At 70.3% G+C, this 15,961-nt stretch carries 10 protein-coding genes and 1 other RNA gene; 9 read left to right on the forward strand and 2 right to left on the reverse strand.

The genetic code is table 11. From position 1 onward, the window contains the following. Positions 1–37: 37 nt before the first annotated feature. From tsaE to B161_RS0103960, 9 genes are all read left to right on the forward strand, one after another. Positions 38–1,567, forward strand: coding sequence for a tRNA (adenosine(37)-N6)-threonylcarbamoyltransferase complex ATPase subunit type 1 TsaE (gene tsaE / locus B161_RS16610; RefSeq protein WP_018632069.1), 1,530 nt, complete (start codon positions 38–40; stop codon positions 1,565–1,567). Then, positions 1,564–2,295: a nucleotidyltransferase family protein gene (locus B161_RS0103925; RefSeq protein ID WP_018632070.1), complete on the forward strand. Its 732-nt coding sequence runs from the start codon at positions 1,564–1,566 to the stop codon at positions 2,293–2,295. Before tsaE ends, B161_RS0103925 begins: the two co-directional genes overlap by 4 nt. Beyond that, the gene (gene addB / locus B161_RS16615; protein ID WP_018632071.1) at positions 2,292–5,399 is read left to right on the forward strand and encodes a double-strand break repair protein AddB; all 3,108 of its coding nucleotides are present in this window, start codon (positions 2,292–2,294) and stop codon (positions 5,397–5,399) included. Before B161_RS0103925 ends, addB begins: the two co-directional genes overlap by 4 nt. Next, a complete protein-coding gene (gene addA, locus B161_RS16620; protein WP_083922860.1) occupies positions 5,339–9,031 on the forward strand; it encodes a double-strand break repair helicase AddA in 3,693 nt (1,230 codons plus the stop codon). The genes addB and addA overlap by 61 nt, the downstream gene beginning before the upstream one ends. Before the next feature lie 39 nt (positions 9,032–9,070). Further along, positions 9,071–9,229: non-coding RNA, 6S RNA (gene ssrS / locus B161_RS20365), on the forward strand. Continuing rightward, positions 9,216–9,836, forward strand: a complete 621-nt coding sequence (locus tag B161_RS0103945; RefSeq protein ID WP_018632073.1) for a 5-formyltetrahydrofolate cyclo-ligase — start codon at positions 9,216–9,218, stop codon at positions 9,834–9,836. Before ssrS ends, B161_RS0103945 begins: the two co-directional genes overlap by 14 nt. Then, complete coding sequence (locus tag B161_RS0103950) at positions 9,833–10,663, forward strand: TIGR00282 family metallophosphoesterase (RefSeq protein WP_026310181.1); 831 nt, start codon at positions 9,833–9,835, stop codon at positions 10,661–10,663. Before B161_RS0103945 ends, B161_RS0103950 begins: the two co-directional genes overlap by 4 nt. Then, on the forward strand, positions 10,633–11,556 hold the full coding sequence (locus tag B161_RS0103955; RefSeq protein WP_018632075.1) for a DMT family transporter: 924 nt from the start codon (positions 10,633–10,635) through the stop codon (positions 11,554–11,556). Before B161_RS0103950 ends, B161_RS0103955 begins: the two co-directional genes overlap by 31 nt. 110 nt (positions 11,557–11,666) lie before the next feature. Beyond that, on the forward strand, positions 11,667–12,410 hold the full coding sequence (locus B161_RS0103960; protein WP_018632076.1) for a YebC/PmpR family DNA-binding transcriptional regulator: 744 nt from the start codon (positions 11,667–11,669) through the stop codon (positions 12,408–12,410). 133 nt (positions 12,411–12,543) lie between these two features. On the opposite strand, the gene B161_RS19515 is transcribed toward B161_RS0103960, so the two are convergent. Together B161_RS19515 and prsT are read right to left on the reverse strand one after the other, a co-directional pair. Beyond that, positions 12,544–12,945 carry a hypothetical protein gene (locus B161_RS19515; RefSeq protein WP_157755520.1) on the reverse strand — a complete coding sequence of 134 codons (402 nt, stop codon included), beginning with the start codon at positions 12,943–12,945 and terminating at the stop codon, positions 12,544–12,546. Positions 12,946–13,067: 122 nt separating this feature from the next. Next, positions 13,068–15,836 carry an XrtA/PEP-CTERM system TPR-repeat protein PrsT gene (prsT, locus tag B161_RS0103970; protein WP_018632078.1) on the reverse strand — a complete coding sequence of 923 codons (2,769 nt, stop codon included), beginning with the start codon at positions 15,834–15,836 and terminating at the stop codon, positions 13,068–13,070. Positions 15,837–15,961: the final 125 nt, after the last annotated feature.

Here is a 15,961-nt window from a genome sequence, read left to right on the forward strand (position 1 = left end):
GCCGCCCTCCCCCGAAGGACCGACCCCCGAGGCCTCGATGAATTTTGAGCTTTCCGCCCCTCATCCGGCCGCCATGGCGCGGATCGGCGCGGCCCTTGGGCGGGCCGCCGCCCGGGGCGACGCGATTCTGCTGGAGGGCGACCTCGGCGCGGGCAAGACGACCCTCGCGCGGGCGATTCTGCAAGGGGGCTTGGGCGCCGCGGCGGCCCGCGAAGCCTCCAGCCCGAGCTTCGCCCTTGTTCATGAACATGCGGGGCCTCAGGGGCTCTGGCGCCATGCGGATCTCTATCGTCTGCGGGCGGCCTCCGAGCTGGAGGAGCTGGGCTTGTTCGACTGGGCGGAGGCGGTCAGCCTCGTGGAATGGCCGGAGGCCCTCGGCGGGCGCGCCCCCCGCGACGCCCTGCGCCTCCGCGTCCTGCCGAGGCCGGAGGGCGGGCGGCTTTTGCTCTTGAGCGCTTCCGGCCCGCGCGGCGAGGCTTTGGCTTCGGCGGCGCGCGCGGCCTCGGCGGCCGCGCCCGACCGCGCGGAGGCGCTGGAATCTCTGCTCGAAGGCGCGGGCTGGAGCGAGGCGGCGCGGCTTCCTCTGGCGGGCGACGCCTCGGCGCGGCGCTATCTGCGTCTGCGGGCGGAGGAGGGCCTCACGGCGGTTCTGATGGATTGCGATCCGGCGACGGGGCTCAGCGTGACGCCTTTCGGCGCGGTGGGGGACTGGCTGCGCGGGCGGGGCTTTTCGGCGCCCGAGATCCTCGCCGCCGATCCCGAAGCGGGGTTTCTGCTGCTCGAAGACATGGGCGAGGGGATTTTCGCGCGGCTTTGCTCCCCCGATCGGACGGGCGCGCCTTCCCGCGAGCCGGAGCTTTACGCTCTGGCGGCCGAGACTCTGGCCAAGCTTCAGGAGGAGCCCATCCCCGAGATTCTGAGCTTCCTTGGGACGGCGCATCGCCCTCCGCTTTACGACGAGGCGATCATCTCCCGCGAGGCGGCCCTCTTGGTCGACGTCTGGGCCTCCGCCGCCGGAAAGCCCTTAGGCGAGGCCGAGCGGGCGGAATGGCTTGAGCTGATCTTCGCGGCTTTGGCCCCTCATCGCGCGGAGGCGGGTTACGTCCATGTGGATTACCACGCCGAGAATCTGCTTCATCTGCCGGAGCGCTCCGGCGCGGCGGCTTTAGGGATCCTCGATCATCAGGACGCCCGGCGCGGCTCCGGGGCTTATGATCTCGCCTCTTTGCTGGAGGACGCCCGCCGCGACGTCTCGCCGGATCTGGCGGAGGCTCTGAAGCTGAGCTTCGCCGCGCGCAGGGGCTTTGATCCGAAAAGCTTCGCCCTGAGCTATGACGCTTGGGCGGCGCAGCGCAACGCCAAGATCCTCGGACTTTTCGCCCGCTTCGCCCTGCGCGGCGATTCCCGTTATGTGAAGCTGATCCCCCGCGTCTGGGGCCATTTTCAGCGCGATCTCTCGACTCCCGCCCTGAAGCCTCTGGCGGATTTCGTCGCGCGCCATATCCCCGCCCCGACCCCTGAGATCCTCGCCCGCCTTTCGTCGCCGCAGAAGGAGCCCTCCCGATGACCCTGACTCCCCCGGCGGCGCTGATCTTCGCGGCGGGTCTCGGCACGCGCATGCGGCCTTTGACCAACGACCGCCCCAAGGCTCTGGTGGAGGTGGGGGGCCGGACTCTGCTCGACCGGGCTCTGGACCGCGTGAAGGAGGCGGGAATCCCGCGCGCCGTGGTCAACGTCCACGCCTTCCCGGATCAGATGCGGGCGGCTCTGGCGCGGCGCGGGGATCTGGAGATCCTCATCTCCGACGAATCCGATCTTCTGCTGGAGACCGGCGGCGGCATGCGCAAGGCTCTGCCTTTGCTGGGTCCGGGTCCGGTTCTGGCTCTGAACGCGGACGCCATATGGACGGGCGCGGCTCCGGTCCCGGCTTTGCTCAAGGCTTGGGCGGGCGCTTGGGAGGGCGGGCGGATGCGCCTTCTGCTTCTGCTGGTCGAGAAGGCGCGGGCCGTGGGCTATGCGCGGGCGGGCGACTTCCTGCTGGACGAAGCCTCCCGCCTCAGCCGCCCTCCTGCGGGCGAGGGCGCGTCCTGGGTCTACACCGGCGCGCAGATCCTCGATCCGGCCTTGCTGGCCGATCGGCCCGAGGGAGCCTTTTCGCTCTCGCCGATCTTCTTCGCCGAGGCGGCGGCGGGCCGGGCCTCAGGCCTGCGCCATGCGGGCGGCTGGGCCGACGTGGGGACTCCGGCGGGCGTTCCCGCCGCCGAGGCTATGTTGAGGGAGGCGGGCGAGGCGTGACGGGGATCTTCGCCGATCATCCGGGCACGGGTCCGAGGTTCTATCAGGCGCCTCCGGGGGCGCATTTCTCGCGTCTGACGGCGCGGGGCCTGCTGCGGCGTCTGGGCGGCCCGCGCGCCGATCCGGCGGCTTTGGCCCGCGCGACGATCTACGTCGGCACGCGCCGCGCCGCCCGCGCTCTGCGCGAGGCCTTCGCCCATGAGGCCGGAGGCGTGACTCTGACGCCGCGCATTCTGGCTTTTCCGGATCTTCCGCCGCCGCCCGGCTCGCCGCCCGCGGTCGCGCCTTTGCGGCGGATTCTGACCTTCGCGCGGCTGGTGCGGGGATTGGCCCGCCATGCGCCGGATCTGGCGCGCGAGGAGGCTTCGGCGGCTCTGGCGCTTCAGATCGCCGATCTTCTCGACGAGATGCGGACGGCGGGGATCGATCCTCGGGAGCTGGCCTTTCTGGCGCCGGAGGATCACGCCGCCCATTGGGAGCGCTCCTTAGAATTCCTGCGGATCCTCAGCGGCGCATGGCCGGAGCAGCGCCGCCTCTGGGGCGTGGAGGATGCGGCGGCCCTGCGCGTGGCGGCCCTCGAATCGCGCGTCGCGGCTTGGCGGACGCATCCGCCTCAAAGGCCGGTTCTCGTGGCGGGCGAGGCGGGGCGCTCCGCCGCGGAGCGCGACTTCGTCCGGGCGGTCGCGCGCCTGCCGCAGGGGGCCGCGATCCTGCCTTGGCTGGACGACACGCTCGGCGCCGAGGAATGGCTCAAGCTGGACGAGCATCCCGAGCATCCCGGCGGCGAGGCTTCGGCCCTGCTCAAGCTGGAGGGCCTGCCGCGCGAGGACGTCCCCTGGTGGGAGGCGCCCGCCGGGGAGGCTTTGGCGCGGGCCCGGCTGTTGGGCCACGCCTTGCGGCCTCCGCCCTTCACCGACGCCTGGAGCGCCGCCGAACGGAATATTCGCGCCCTCGCGCCTCAGGCCTGCGCGGGCCTGTCGCTGATCGAGGCCCGCAGTCCGCGCGAGGAGGCCGCCGCCGTCGCGACGGTGATGCGCCGGGTGCTGGCCGAGCCGGGCCGCACGGTGGCCCTCGTCACGCCGGACCGCGCCTTAGGCCGCCGCGCGGCGGCGACTCTGGGGCGCTGGGGGATCCTCGCCGACGATTCCGGCGGGCGGCCTCTGGCGCTGACTCCGCCGGGAATTCTGCTGAGCCTTTTGGCGCGGGTCTTCTGCGGCGATCCGGAGAAGCCTTTGCCCGCGACGGAGCTGTTAAGCCTGCTGAAGCATCCCCTCGCGGCGGCGGGCGAGGAGCCCGGAGAAGCCCGCCGTCTGCATTTGCGGCTGGCGCGGCGCTATGAGCGCTTCGCCTTGCGGGGGCGGCGGCTCGGGCCGGGTCTGGGGGGCGCGGCCGAGGCGGTCGAGGGGGCGCTCGCCGAGGCTCTGGCCTCCGCCGAACGCCGCTCCGATCCTGAGGCGCATCGTTTGCGCGCCGAACGCGAGGCCGGGGAGCTGCGCGCGTGGATCGCCGGTCTGACGCGGATCCTCCAGCCCTTGGCGGAGGCGGCGGCTCCGCGCGAAGCCGAAGGCGCCGCGCTTCTGGCGGCCCAGCGTCAGGCGGCTTTCGAACTGAGCGGCGGCGCCTCCGAGCGCGGGTCCACGGGCGAGGCTCTGGCGGGCTTTCTGGATCGTCTTCAGGAGGCGGCGCCGGATCTCGGCCCGATCTCGCCGCGGGCCTGGCCCGCGCTTTTCGCGGATCTTCTGCGCGGCGAGGCGGCGCGTCCGCCCGGCGGCGGCCATCGCCGGGCCTTCGTCTGGGGCCCCGCCGACGCCCGCGCCCAAACCGCCGACGTGGTGATTCTCGGCGGCCTGAACGAAGGCGTCTGGCCCGCCGCCTCCCAGCCCGACGGCTGGCTTTCGCGGCCCATGCGGCGCGATCTCGGGCTGGAGCCTCTGGAGGCCGAGACGGGGCGTCTGGCGCAGGATTTCGCCCGCATCCTCTGCGGAACTTCGGAAGTCTGGCTGACGCGGTCGCGCAAACAGGGCGGGGCTCCGGCTTCGGCCTCGCGCTGGCTGCGGCGTCTGGAGATTCTGCTCGGCGGCTACGCCCGGACGGATTGGGAGGCGGCGCGGACGCGGGGCGAGGCGGCCTTGCTGACGGCCCGCGCGGCGGAGGCCGAATCCGGCCCGCCCGAGCCGGAGGAGCGTCCGGCGCCGCGTCCGCCTCTGGAGCGCCGTCCGCGCCGTCTCTCCGTCACGCGGATCGAGACTCTGGTCCGCGATCCCTACGCCATTTACGCCCGGGAGATCCTCGGGCTGGAGCCTCTGCCCGCGCTGGAGGCCGAGCCGGACGCGCTCTCGCGGGGGCGGGCGCTGCATCAGGCGCTCGAAAGCTTCGTCAAGGCGACGCGAGCGGGCCTTCCCCCCGAGGAAGAGGCCCTCGCGCTCTTCGCCGAGGGGCTGGAGGAGGCTCTGGCCGAACTCGCCGACCGTCCTGCGCTTCAGGAGAGCTGGCGCGTGCGGGCGATGGGCTTCGCGCGGGACTTCATTCCGCGCGAGGCCGAGCGGCGCGCGGAGGGCGAGCGCCCGGTCCTGCTGGAGACGCGGGGCGAGATCCTGCTGCCTCTGAGTTCGGGACGCCGCTTCCGCCTCACCGCCGAGGCCGACCGCATCGACGCCGCGCCGGGCGGGGGCTATCTGCTCATCGACTATAAGACCGGGACTCCGCCCGGCGGCGGCGAGGTGCGGGCCTGGGCGCGGCAATTGCCCCTTGAGGCGGCGATTCTGCGCCGGGGCGGCTTCCCGGACGCCGCAGCCGATCCGGAGATGCGAATCCGGGGCCTGCGCTACGTCTCCATCTCGCCGGGGGCGAAGGAGAGCGATTTCTCCAGCTTCAAGGAATTGGGTCAGCCGGAGGATCTGACGGAGTTTTCTGAAAAGACCCTTCAGGAATTGATCTGGCTGCTGGAGACCTATGAGGATCCTGAAACGCCCTATCTTCCGCGTCTGCGGCCCCGGCTGCTGAAATTCGAAAGCCCTTACGACCATCTGGCCCGGGTGGGCGAATGGGGCGGCGAAGAAGGCGGCGAGGACGCGGGAGAAGGCGGCGAAGGAGGCGAGGCGTGAACGCGAGGAATTCAGCTCCGGGGGATCCGATCCGCGAGGTCGAGAAGGCCCAGCGCGCGGCGGCGGATCCGCAATCCTCGGTCTGGGTTTCGGCCAACGCCGGCTCGGGCAAGACGCGGGTTCTGGTGGACCGCGTGGCGCGTCTGCTGCTGGCGGGGGCGCGGCCTCAGAAGATCCTCTGTCTGACCTACACCCGCGCCGCCGCCGCCGAAATGCAGGACCGCCTCTTCAAAACCCTCGGCGGCTGGGCGCTGATGGAGGAGGCCGCCTTGCGCGAGGCTCTGGTCCGGCTCGGCGAGGGAGGACGCGATCTCGCGGAGGCGCGGCGGCTTTTCGCGCGGGCGCTGGAGACTCCGGGCGGGCTGCGGCTCCAGACGATCCACGGCTTTTGCGAAAGCGTGCTGCGGCGCTTCCCCGTGGAGGCGGAGCTCTCTCCGCGCTTCGCCGTGATGCCCGAGGAGGAGGGCGAAACTCTGCGCCGGGAGGCGGCCCATCAGGCGCTGCTCGATCTGCGCGATTCGCCCGCGGAGGCCGATCAGGCGGCGGCGAAACGCTTCTTCGCCGAGGCGCGGGTGATGGACGCGGGGCCTTTCGGGCGTCAGGGGAGCCTTGAGGGTCTGGCTTCGGCGGCCTTCCTCCATCGCGAGCGCTTCCTCGCGGAGGAGCAGGCTCAGGCGGCGCCGGGCGCTTGGGCGCGGGAGGCTCTGGGCCTCGCAGAGGGCGAGACGGAGGAGGGCCTCTGGTCGGAATTCGCCCGGGGGCTGGATCTTCCGCTTCTGGCCGAGGCGGCGGATCATCTCACGACCGCGAAAGGAGCGGGCAAGACCGATCTCGCGCGCGGGAAGGGTTTAAAGGCGGCTCTGACGCTCTCCGGCTTGGCGCTGCGCGAGGCTCTGAGCGCGGTTCTGCTGAAGAAGGACGGCGAGCCCTATCAAAGCCTGATGACCAAAAGCCTTCGAGAGGCCCGCCCCGACCTCGCGCAGGCCCTCGCCGAGTGCGCCGAAGCCCTTTACGAGCTCAATAAACGCCTCTCCGCCTTTCCCGCCGCCGCGCGGGCGGCGGATTTCGCCCGCTTCGCGCGCCGCCTCATCGAGGGCTACGACTCCGCCCGTCTGCCGCGCGGGCTCCTCGATTTCGACGACCTCATCGCCAAGGCGGCGGCGCTGTTCGACGGCGACGCCGCCCGCGCCTGGGCGCTCTTCAAGCTGGACGAGGGCGTGGACCACATCCTCGTGGACGAGGCGCAGGACACCAGCCCCGCGCAATGGCGCGTCGCGGCCTCTTTGGCTGAGGAGTTTTACGTTGGGCGCGGCGCCCGCGAGGAGACTAAGCGCACGCTCTTCGTGGTGGGCGACGAAAAACAGTCGATCTACAGCTTTCAGGGCGCCGACCACGCCGCCTTCGCCGCTCAGCGCGCGCGCTTCGAGCGCAAGGCCGTAGAAGCGCGCGATCCTTTGCGCGACGTGCCTCTGACTCGCTCCTTCCGCTCCTCTCCGGTGATTCTGGAGGCGGTGGACCATGTCTTCGCCGATCCCAAGGGCCTGACCTCCGCGCCGGGAATCAGCCATAGCTCAGCCCGCCCGGAGCTGCCGGGCCGGGTGGAGTGGTGGCCCGCCTTCCGCAAGGAGGAGGAGCCGGAGCCTCCCGAATGGACCAGCCTCGCCCCCGCCTCCGCCGCGAGCGATCCGCAAACCCGCCTCGCCGAGTTCCTCGCCGGACGTCTGGCGGCGTGGATCGGCGAGGAGCCTCTCGCGCCGGGCGGCCGCAAGCTCCGCGCGGGCGACGTGCTGGTGCTGGTGCGCAATCGCGGCGCCTTTTCGCGGCGGCTGATCTCGGCGCTGAAGGAGCATGGGCAGCCGGTGGCGGGCGAAGACCGCATCGGGCTGCGGGCTTCTCTGGCGGCGCAGGATCTGCTCGCGACGGCGCGGGCGGCGCTTCTGCCCTCCGATTCGCTGAGTCTGGCGACGGCTTTGCGCTCGCCGCTCTTCGGCTTCTCCGAGGCGGATCTGCTGGAGCTGACCGCGCGGCCTCCGGGCGAGCGCGGGCGCGGCACGCTCTGGGGCGCCCTGACGCGCCGCCGGGAGGAGCGGGCGCATTGGGCTTTAGCCCATCGGCGCATGGGCGACCTCATCGCGCGGGTGGATTTCCTGCGCCCCTATGAATTCTTCGAGAAGATCCTCTGCGATCAGGACGGGCGTCGGCGTCTGCTGCGGCGTCTGGGCTCGCCCGCCGCCGAGCCGGTGGACGAGCTCTTGACCCAAGCTCTGGATTACGAGGCGGGCCGCCCCCCGACGCTGCAAGGCTTCCTGCGCTGGATCGAGGGGCTGGGCGCCGAGATCAAGCGCGACATGGAGCAGAGCGCCGACGAGATCCGGGTGATGACCGTCCATGGCGCCAAGGGCCTTGAGGCGGAGATGGTGGTGGTCGCCGATCCCGGCGAGGCGCCGGACGACCGCCGCGAATCCCGGCTGATCGCGGCGGGCGAGGGGGTGCTTTGGCTCGGGCCGAAGGAGGAGGGCCTCCCCGCCAAGGCCGAGGAGGTCCGTCAGGCGCGCCTCGCGCGGATTCAGGCCGAGCATCGCCGCTTGCTCTATGTGGCCATGACCCGCGCCCGCAAGCGGTTGATTCTCTGCGGCTGGCGGAAGGGCGAGCCGAAGACGGATCCCGACAAGGCCTCTCCCGCCGATCTGGCGGGCGCCGGAGCGGAAGGCAGTTGGCACCACGCCGTCTGGACGGGGCTGAAGTCCATGCCGGGCGTGCGGAGCTTCCCCTTGCCGGACTTGGGCGCCGCTTTCCCGGAGGCGCTCTGCGTCGAGCGCGGCGGCGCGGCGGAGGCCGAGGCTCCCGCCGCCGCCCAAGCCTCGGGATCCCCCCCGAAGCCTTGGCCCGTCGGCCGGATCGCCGGAATCCTGCCGCCCGAGCCTGCGCCGCCCGCGCCGCTCGCGCCTTCCCGCCTCAGCCTCGATGCGGAGCCCGCCGATTTCGCCGAACCCGGCTCCGCCGAGTCCGAGCCCGAACCCCGGCTTTTCCCGGCGGGCCCCGGCCTGACGCGCGAGGAGGCCCGAGCGCGCGGCGTGGCGCTGCATCGGATTCTGGAGCGTCTGGCGGAGGGCGAGGCGCCCGATTCCGCCGAGCCTCCCGATCTTCTGGCTCTGGCCGAGCGCCTGACCTCCCATCCCGATCTCGCCGAGGTCTTCCGGCCCGGCCCTGAGGCGCGGATTCTCAGCGAGGCGCCCGTGTTCGGAGCCATGGCGGCTTTGGACGGACGCTCCGTCTCCGGCTCGATCGACCGGATGATCGTCGCGCCGGACCGCGTCCTCGTGGTGGATTTCAAGACCGGGGCTCCGCCGAAGCCGGAGAAGATTTCTCTCGGCCATCGGCGGCAATTGGCGGTCTATCGGGCGGCGGCGATGGAGATCTTCCCCGGCCGTCTCGTCGAGGCGGCTTTGCTCTGGCTGGACAAGCCGCGTCTGGACCGGCTGGACCCGCAGGATCTGGATCAGCGGCTCGCGGAGCTGAAAGCCCGTCTGGAGCGCGCGCCGCCCGAGGCGGAGGCCGATCTGGAGGCGGAGGAGGAGGAGGGGACTGGGGAGGCGCGGGCCGAGACGCCGCCCGAACCCGTCGAAACATGAGCTTGGCGGAAGCCCGCGCGCGATGTATTCTGAGGGCGGCGGGTTCTGTCCGGTGCGAGACGCCTTGAATCCTGGTGGCCTTATATCTTCTCGCGGGAGCTGTCCCTGTTTCGGACCCTGGTCTGAAGCACATGGCGCCCACCTGGTTACCCAGGCTCGCGAGGATCAAACCGCGTGACGGCCCATGATGGTTCCCGCCGCCTTTCCCCTGAAGGACATGGCCGCCCGCAAGGCGGCTCTGCGCCGCGAGGCCCTCGCGCGCCGCGAGGCCGCTTTCGCCGCTCAGGGCGCCGAGGCCGCGCAAGCCGCCGCGCGGCGCTTTATGGCGGCCGCGCCTGCGCGCGGCGGCGTTTGGGCGGGCTATTGGCCCATCCGCTCCGAGATGGATCCTCTGCCTTTGCTGCGTCTGGCCCATGAGGCGGGTTCGCGCGTCGCTTTGCCGGTGATTCTCGGGAAGGGGCGGCCTTTGGCCTTTCGGCTCTGGATCCCGGATTTGGCTCTGATCGAAGGCCCTTTCGGCGCGCGCGTCCCTCCGCCCGGGTCGCCGGAGGTCGAGCCGGATGTTCTGGCGATCCCTCTGGTCGCCTTCGACCGCTCGGGCGGCCGACTCGGCTACGGCGGGGGCTTCTACGACCGGACTCTGGCGGATTTGCGCGCGCGCAAGTCGGTTTGGGCCTGCGGATTGGCCTTTTCCGCGCAGGAATCGGCGAATCTGCCTCAGGAGCCGACGGACGCGCCGCTTGACGCCGTGGCCACGGAGCGCGAAACCATCCTCCTGACGCGAGAGGGGGAGACGGGCGCTTGAGGATTTTGTTTTTGGGCGATTTGCTCGGCCGTTCGGGCCGCGAGGCGGCGGTCCGCGACATTCCGGGCCTGAGGAGCGATTTGCAGCTCGACTGCGTGGTGGTCAACGCCGAAAACGCGGCTTCGGGCTTCGGCGTGACCTCCAAGATCGCCGAGGCGGTCTTCGAGGCGGGCGCCGACGCGATCACTCTGGGGAATCACGCTTTCGACAACCGCGAGATCCTGCCCTATCTCGACCGCGATCCGCGGATCGTGCGCCCGGTGAATCTGCCGAAGGGGACTCCGGGGCGGGGCTCGGCTTTGGTGGTTCTGCGCGACGGTCGGCGGGTTCTGGTGGTCAACGCCTTAGGGCGGGTCTTCATGAATCCCTGCGACGATCCTTTCGCGGCCATCGACGCCCAATTGACGGCCTGTCCTTTGGGGGTCGCCTGCGACGCGGCGCTGATCGACTTCCACGCCGAAGCCACCTCCGAGAAGATGGCCATGGGCCATTGGTGCGACGGGCGGGCCTCTTTGGTGGTGGGCACCCACACCCATGTCCCGAGCGGCGACGCGCAGATTCTCTCGGGCGGCACCGCCTATCAGACCGACGCGGGCATGTGCGGCGATTATGATTCCGTCATCGGCATGGTCAAAGAGGAGCCTTTGCGGCGCTTCACCACCGGCCAGCCTCTGAACCGCTATGAGCCGAAGCTCGGCGAGGCGACGGTCTGCGGCGTCTTCGTCGAGACCGACGACGCGACGGGTCTGGCCAAGCGGATCGCGCCTTTGCGGCGGGGCGGAAGGCTCGCGGAGGCTTGGCCCGATCCGGCGAGCGGCGCGGCTTGACGCCCTCGGCGCCTCCGGCCTCAGGAGCCTCTTCGCGACGCGAGGGGCTTTTGGCGGCTTTCGCGGGGGTGCTGCTCGTGTCGCCGGACGCCTTATTCGTGCGTCTGGCGGAGGCTCCCGCCCTGTCGGTGACGGCTTGGCGGACAGGCGCGGGTCTGACGGCGATTTTGCTCTGGATGCTGGCGCGCCATGGCCTGCAAGGGACTCTGGCGCGTTTTCGCGGTCTGAACCTCTGGGCTTTGGCGGGCGGAGCCTGCGGCGCCGCTTCGGGCCTGAGCTTCATCGCGGGGGCCAATTGGGCGACGGCGGGAACTCTGCTGGCGCTTCTCTCGACCTCGCCGCTCTGGGCGGCTTTCGCGAGTCGTCTGCTGTTGGGCGAGGCGCTGTCCCGGCGCAAGCTGTCCGCGATTCTCCTCGGCGTGGCGGGGGCGATGGTCGCGGGGATCGGCGGCGTCCACGAGGCTTTGCGCCCCTCCGAGGCTTGGGGGGCTCTGGCGGCTTTGGCGGCGGGCGCCTTTTTCGGAGTTTCGGTCACCTGCATGCGCCGGGCCGAGGGCGCGCATCCGCTGGCGATGATGGCGACGGGCTCGCTGATCGGCTTTTGCGCGGGGATGATCCTCGGCGCTCCGGGCGAGATGGCGGCGGATCAATGGATCTGGCCGGTCCTCTTCGGCGGGATTCTGGCGCCTTCGACCTTCGCCTGCGTGGCCTTCAGCGCGCGGCGCGTTCCGAGCGCGGAGACCTCGCTGATCTTCCTGCTGGAGGCGCCTTTAGGCGCGCTTCTGGTCTGGGCGGTTCTGAACGAGCGCCCCGGCTGGGCGGCGGTCCTGGGCGGCGCTGTGATCCTCGGCGCGGCGGTCTGGTCGGGGCTGGACCGGGGGCGCGAGGCCTGATCCGCCCGGTCGGCTTGGCGAGCCGCGTTTTTGGGCCTATAAGACGCTCCACTTATTCCACAACATATCCGAGCGACGCGCCCTTGACGGGCGAGGAGGACAGGAGTCCGATGGCCGGCCATTCTCAATTTAAAAACATCATGCACCGCAAGGGCGCTCAGGACGCCAAGCGCTCGCAGATGTTCTCGAAGCTCTCGCGCGAAATCACCGTCGCGGCCAAGATGGGGGGCGCGGACGTCAACACCAACGCGCGCCTGCGTCTGGCGATCCGCGACGCCCGTTCGCAGTCCATGCCCAAGGACAACATCGAGCGCGCCATTAAAAAGGCCGAAGGCGGCGATTCCGCCAATTACGAGAGCGTGCGCTACGAAGGCCGCGGCCCCGGCGGCGCCTCGCTGATCGTCGAGGCCCTGACCGACAACCGCAACCGCACCGCGGGCAACGTGCGGTCTTATTTCTCGAAGTTCGGCGGCTCTCTGGCTCAGGACGGCGCGGTCACCTACATGTTCGACCGCCTCGGCGAGATTCAATTCCCGCTTTCGGCCGGCGACGCCGACAAGGTGCTTGAGGCGGCCCTCGAAGCCGGCGCCGACGACGTCCAGACCGACGAGGAAGGCCATTGGGTGCTCTGCGGCGAAAAGGATCTCCATGAGGTCGCGCGCCAGATGGAGGCCGCCCTCGGCGAGGCCGAGAGCGCCAAGCTGATCTGGAAGCCCCAGACTCCGCATGTGATGGACGACGAGGATTCCGCCCGCACGCTGATGAAGCTGCTGGAGATCCTCGACGACGACGAGGACGTGCAGACCGTCACGGGCAATTACGAATTCCCCGACGAGATCGCCGCGAAGCTCTGAGCGCGATCCGAAAAGTTGACAGACTTTTAATCGCGCGACCCCAAAAGCCGGAGTCTTCGCGGCCCGCCCTTTCACATGAAAACCCCCGGCTCTTCGCGGAGCCGGGGGATGCGCGTCTCGCCATAGGCGTGCGTCATGCTGTGGTCGGTGATCGCCTTGCGGATTTCGATGACCAAGCCGCGTGCACGCGGTGGAGTTCAGATACCCAGCAGGAGAGAATATCGCTTGTGTCGCGCCCAAGCTGATTGGCGAGTTCGTAGAATCCTTGTCCCGGCTGCATATCTCCAGCCTTATGCACGACCAAGACGCTGAGCATGCCTCGCCCTGCGGCGTCTTCCTCTGTTGAAATCTCGCCCAAAAGATGAAATAATTTTTGATCATACGCTAAAAAATTGATCGAACTTATGTGTTGGATCAACTCTGAGTAGGCGATCATTCCCCGCACACGGGCGCGAGCCGTCATGACGGCGATAGCTTCCTGCTTCGCAGCCTCCCAGAGATGTTGAGGAACGCCAAACTTGAATTTGCTCGACATGTGCGCCTCCTGAAGATGGCTCTGATTTCGGCTCGACGATATAACAGAAATCAGTCGCCGGGCGAGGCGCTCGCCTCGCCCGGCTCGCCGATTTTAAATTGAGGCCATGCCTCAAGGGCGGCTTACTTCAGCCGCGCCATGAGCGCCTCGGCCTCGGCGCGCGCGGAGAATTGCGCGCTTTCCGCCAGCACCTTGCCGAGCAGCGCGCGCGCTTCGGCGGTCTGTCCGGCCTGATGCAGGGCGTAGGCGAGGTGATACCGCGCGTCGGCGTTCTCGGAAGAGGCGTCGACGGCGGCGCGCAGCACCTCCAGACCCCGGCGCAGGCGTCCGTTCTGCACCAGCAGCCAGCCGTAGGTGTCGGCGACTTCGGGCGAGGCGGCGGCCACGTTGTAAGCGCGCTCGGCGTAGTCGAGGGCGTCATGGCGGCCGAGCTCATGGCGCAGCCAGGCGAAGTTGTTCAGCGCGGCCGGATTGGCCGGATCCAGCGCCAGAAGCCGCAGATAATCCACTTCGGCCTTTTCGAGCTCGCCCACGCTCTGCAGGCTCATGGCCCGGACCATCAGCGCGCGGCGGTCGTCCGGCGAACGGCCGAGCCAATCGGCGAGCCCTTCGAAGGCGGCGGCCTCTTGTCCGGCGCGGCGGCGGGCGGAGAAGAGGTCCAGCGCCAGATCCGAGTCGGGCTTGGCCTGATAGGCGGCGGCGAGCCGCTCGACGGCCTTGCCCGGCGCGCCGAGCCGCAAGAGGGCGTCGGCGCCGAAGCGGGCGGCGGCCACAGGGTCTTGCGCCTTGAGCGCCTCGGCGGCGGCGAGGGCGCCCGCCTGATCCTTCTCGCGCACGGCCAGATCGACCAGCGCGCGGGCGATGAGCAGATCCTGCGGAGCTTTGGCGCGGGCCTCGGTCAGCACCTTGCGGGCGGCGCCGAGGTCGCCTTTGTCGAAATGGGCCTGAGCCAGCATCACCGCCGAGCGGGGTTCGTTCGGTTGGGCCGCGGCGAGGCGGCGGGTGGCCTCCAGCGCCTGATCTCCGGCTTGGGAGTCGCGCAGGGCGGCGGCGGCGAAGGCGAGGGCGGCGGGATCGCTGCTGGATTGCGAGAGGCGATAGGCCTCGCGGGCGGCGCCTTGCTTGTCGCCGCGCAGGAACTTCAGCCGGATCAGAGCCTCCGAAAGCTCGAAGGAGCCGCCCGGCTCGGCCTCGACGCGCTTCTGCAGGAAGCTTTCGGCCTCTTCGCCGCGTCCGGCCTCGGAGAGGCCGATGGCGTAGCGCAGCGCGATTCCGGCGTCTTCGGGCTTGGCGGCGGCGGCGCGTCCGAGCCGGTCCAGCGAGGCGGCGGGATCCTGCGCCATCTTATCCAGCGCTTCGAGCATCTGAAGCGTGGCGTCGAAGCCGGGGTCCACGGCGAAGGCGGCCTCCAGCGTGGCGCGCGAGGCTTTGAGGTCGCCGCGGGTCTCCTGCACGCGGGCGAGCAGGTTCAGCGCATGGACGTTGCGCGGGGCCTTGGCGACCACGGCCTCGGCGACTTCTCCGGCCTTGTCCGGGGCGCCGATGCGCAGCAGCTCCACGCCCTTGAGGATCTCGCGCCCGAGGGCGGCGTCCGCCACGGCGTTGGGCCCGACGCCCAGCAGCGCCAGAGCGCTTTCAGCCTCGCGGGCGGCGAGGACGTGGTTCATGCCCGCCAGCCGGCGCAGCTGCTCGATGGCCTCCTGCGGGCGGTCGGCGACCACATAGGCGCCCGCCAGATGCCGCCGGGTGGTGAGGCTCTGAGGCTGTTCGCGCTGAAGCTGGCGTTCGAGGATCTGAGCCGCCGAGAGCGGCTGTCCGTTGCGCACGCGCACCATGGCGAGCGCGCGCTGGGCCTCGGAGTTGGCGGGGTTCATCATCACATAGCGGCCGAGGAAATGCTCGGCCTGCCCGAGATCGCCCTTGCGGTATTTGATGAGGCCGCCGAGCAGCATGGCGGGCGGGAAGGCCTCGAAGATCTGCTGAATGCCGTTGAATTCCTGATCCGCCTTGGCGAGGTCGCCCTCCGCGAAATAGATGGCGGCGCGCAGATAGCCCACGATGGGATCGCGCGGCGACAGCTCCGCGACGCGGGAGGCGTCCTGCTTGGCGCCGTCGAGATCTCCGGCGGTGAGCCGGGCGCGGGCGCGGGCGGTGAAGGCGTGGGCGTTGGTGGGCAGCAGGTCGATGGCGCGGTCGAAGGCGGCGAAGGCGCCGTTCATGTCGCCGCGGGTGAGCGAGACCTCGCCGAGCATCATCCAGCCGGGGGCGTAATCGGGGCTCCCCTTCAGGATGGCGTCGAGCGCGAGGATGGCGGCGGGCTCGTCGCCGCGCAGAACCGCCACGCGCGCGAGGCCGTAACGGGCCTCGATGCGGTTGGGCTCCATCTCCAGAGCGGCCTTGTAATGGGGCTCGGCGAGATCGGGCGCGACGCGGGCGATCTGGGCGGCGCCGAGGGTCAGGCGCTTGCGGATGCGCATTTCGGGCGTGGCGGCTTCGAGCGTGACGGTCTTCACGGCGTCGTCGAAACGGGCCTGGCCCATGAGCGATTCGGCGAGGAGGATCTGAGCCTCGTCCGCGCCGCCGAGCTCGAAGGCGCGGCGGAATTCGGTTTCGGCGGAGCCGGGGGTGTTGGTGGAGAGGTAGATCTTGCCGAGCAGAATGCGCGCTTCGGGATCGTTGGGCGCCGATTGCAGGGCGTTCTTGGCCTCGATCATGGCCTCGCGATAGCGCTTTTCCTCAAAGAGCTTGGCGGCGCGGTCATAGGCGGGTTTGGCGGCGGGATCCACGGCGGCGTAGGCGGCGGAGGGCGCGAAACCCGGCCCCGGAGCGCCGAAATAGGCGGCGGCGGCGAGAAGGGCGACCAAGCCGGGGCGACGGGAGCGCAGGGTCATGGAGGTCAGGTCTCCGCTTGAGATCCGTCCGGCTGGAGAGGCGCGACGGAAGGAATGGGCGAGGATTCCGCCGAATGAGAATCCTCCGAATGCGTCAAAAACCTACGCCTTTGGATTTAAGGAGC

It is taken from the genome of Neomegalonema perideroedes DSM 15528 (genome assembly GCF_000374145.1).
Classification (GTDB): domain Bacteria; phylum Pseudomonadota; class Alphaproteobacteria; order Rhodobacterales; family Rhodobacteraceae; genus Neomegalonema; species Neomegalonema perideroedes.

What these genes read in the sequence shown, in the direction of transcription:
- tsaE (WP_018632069.1), top strand. Translation starts at nt 38, where the DNA reads ATGAATTTTGAGCTTTCCGCCCCTCATCCGGCCGCCATGGCGCGGATC.
- B161_RS0103925 (WP_018632070.1), top strand. Translation starts at nt 1,564, where the DNA reads ATGACCCTGACTCCCCCGGCGGCGCTGATCTTCGCGGCGGGTCTCGGC.
- addA (WP_083922860.1), top strand. Translation starts at nt 5,339, where the DNA reads ATGGGGCGGCGAAGAAGGCGGCGAGGACGCGGGAGAAGGCGGCGAAGG.
- B161_RS0103945 (WP_018632073.1), top strand. Translation starts at nt 9,216, where the DNA reads ATGATGGTTCCCGCCGCCTTTCCCCTGAAGGACATGGCCGCCCGCAAG.
- B161_RS0103960 (WP_018632076.1), top strand. Translation starts at nt 11,667, where the DNA reads ATGGCCGGCCATTCTCAATTTAAAAACATCATGCACCGCAAGGGCGCT.
- B161_RS19515 (WP_157755520.1), bottom strand. Translation starts at nt 12,945, where the DNA reads ATGTCGAGCAAATTCAAGTTTGGCGTTCCTCAACATCTCTGGGAGGCT.
- prsT (WP_018632078.1), bottom strand. Translation starts at nt 15,836, where the DNA reads ATGACCCTGCGCTCCCGTCGCCCCGGCTTGGTCGCCCTTCTCGCCGCC.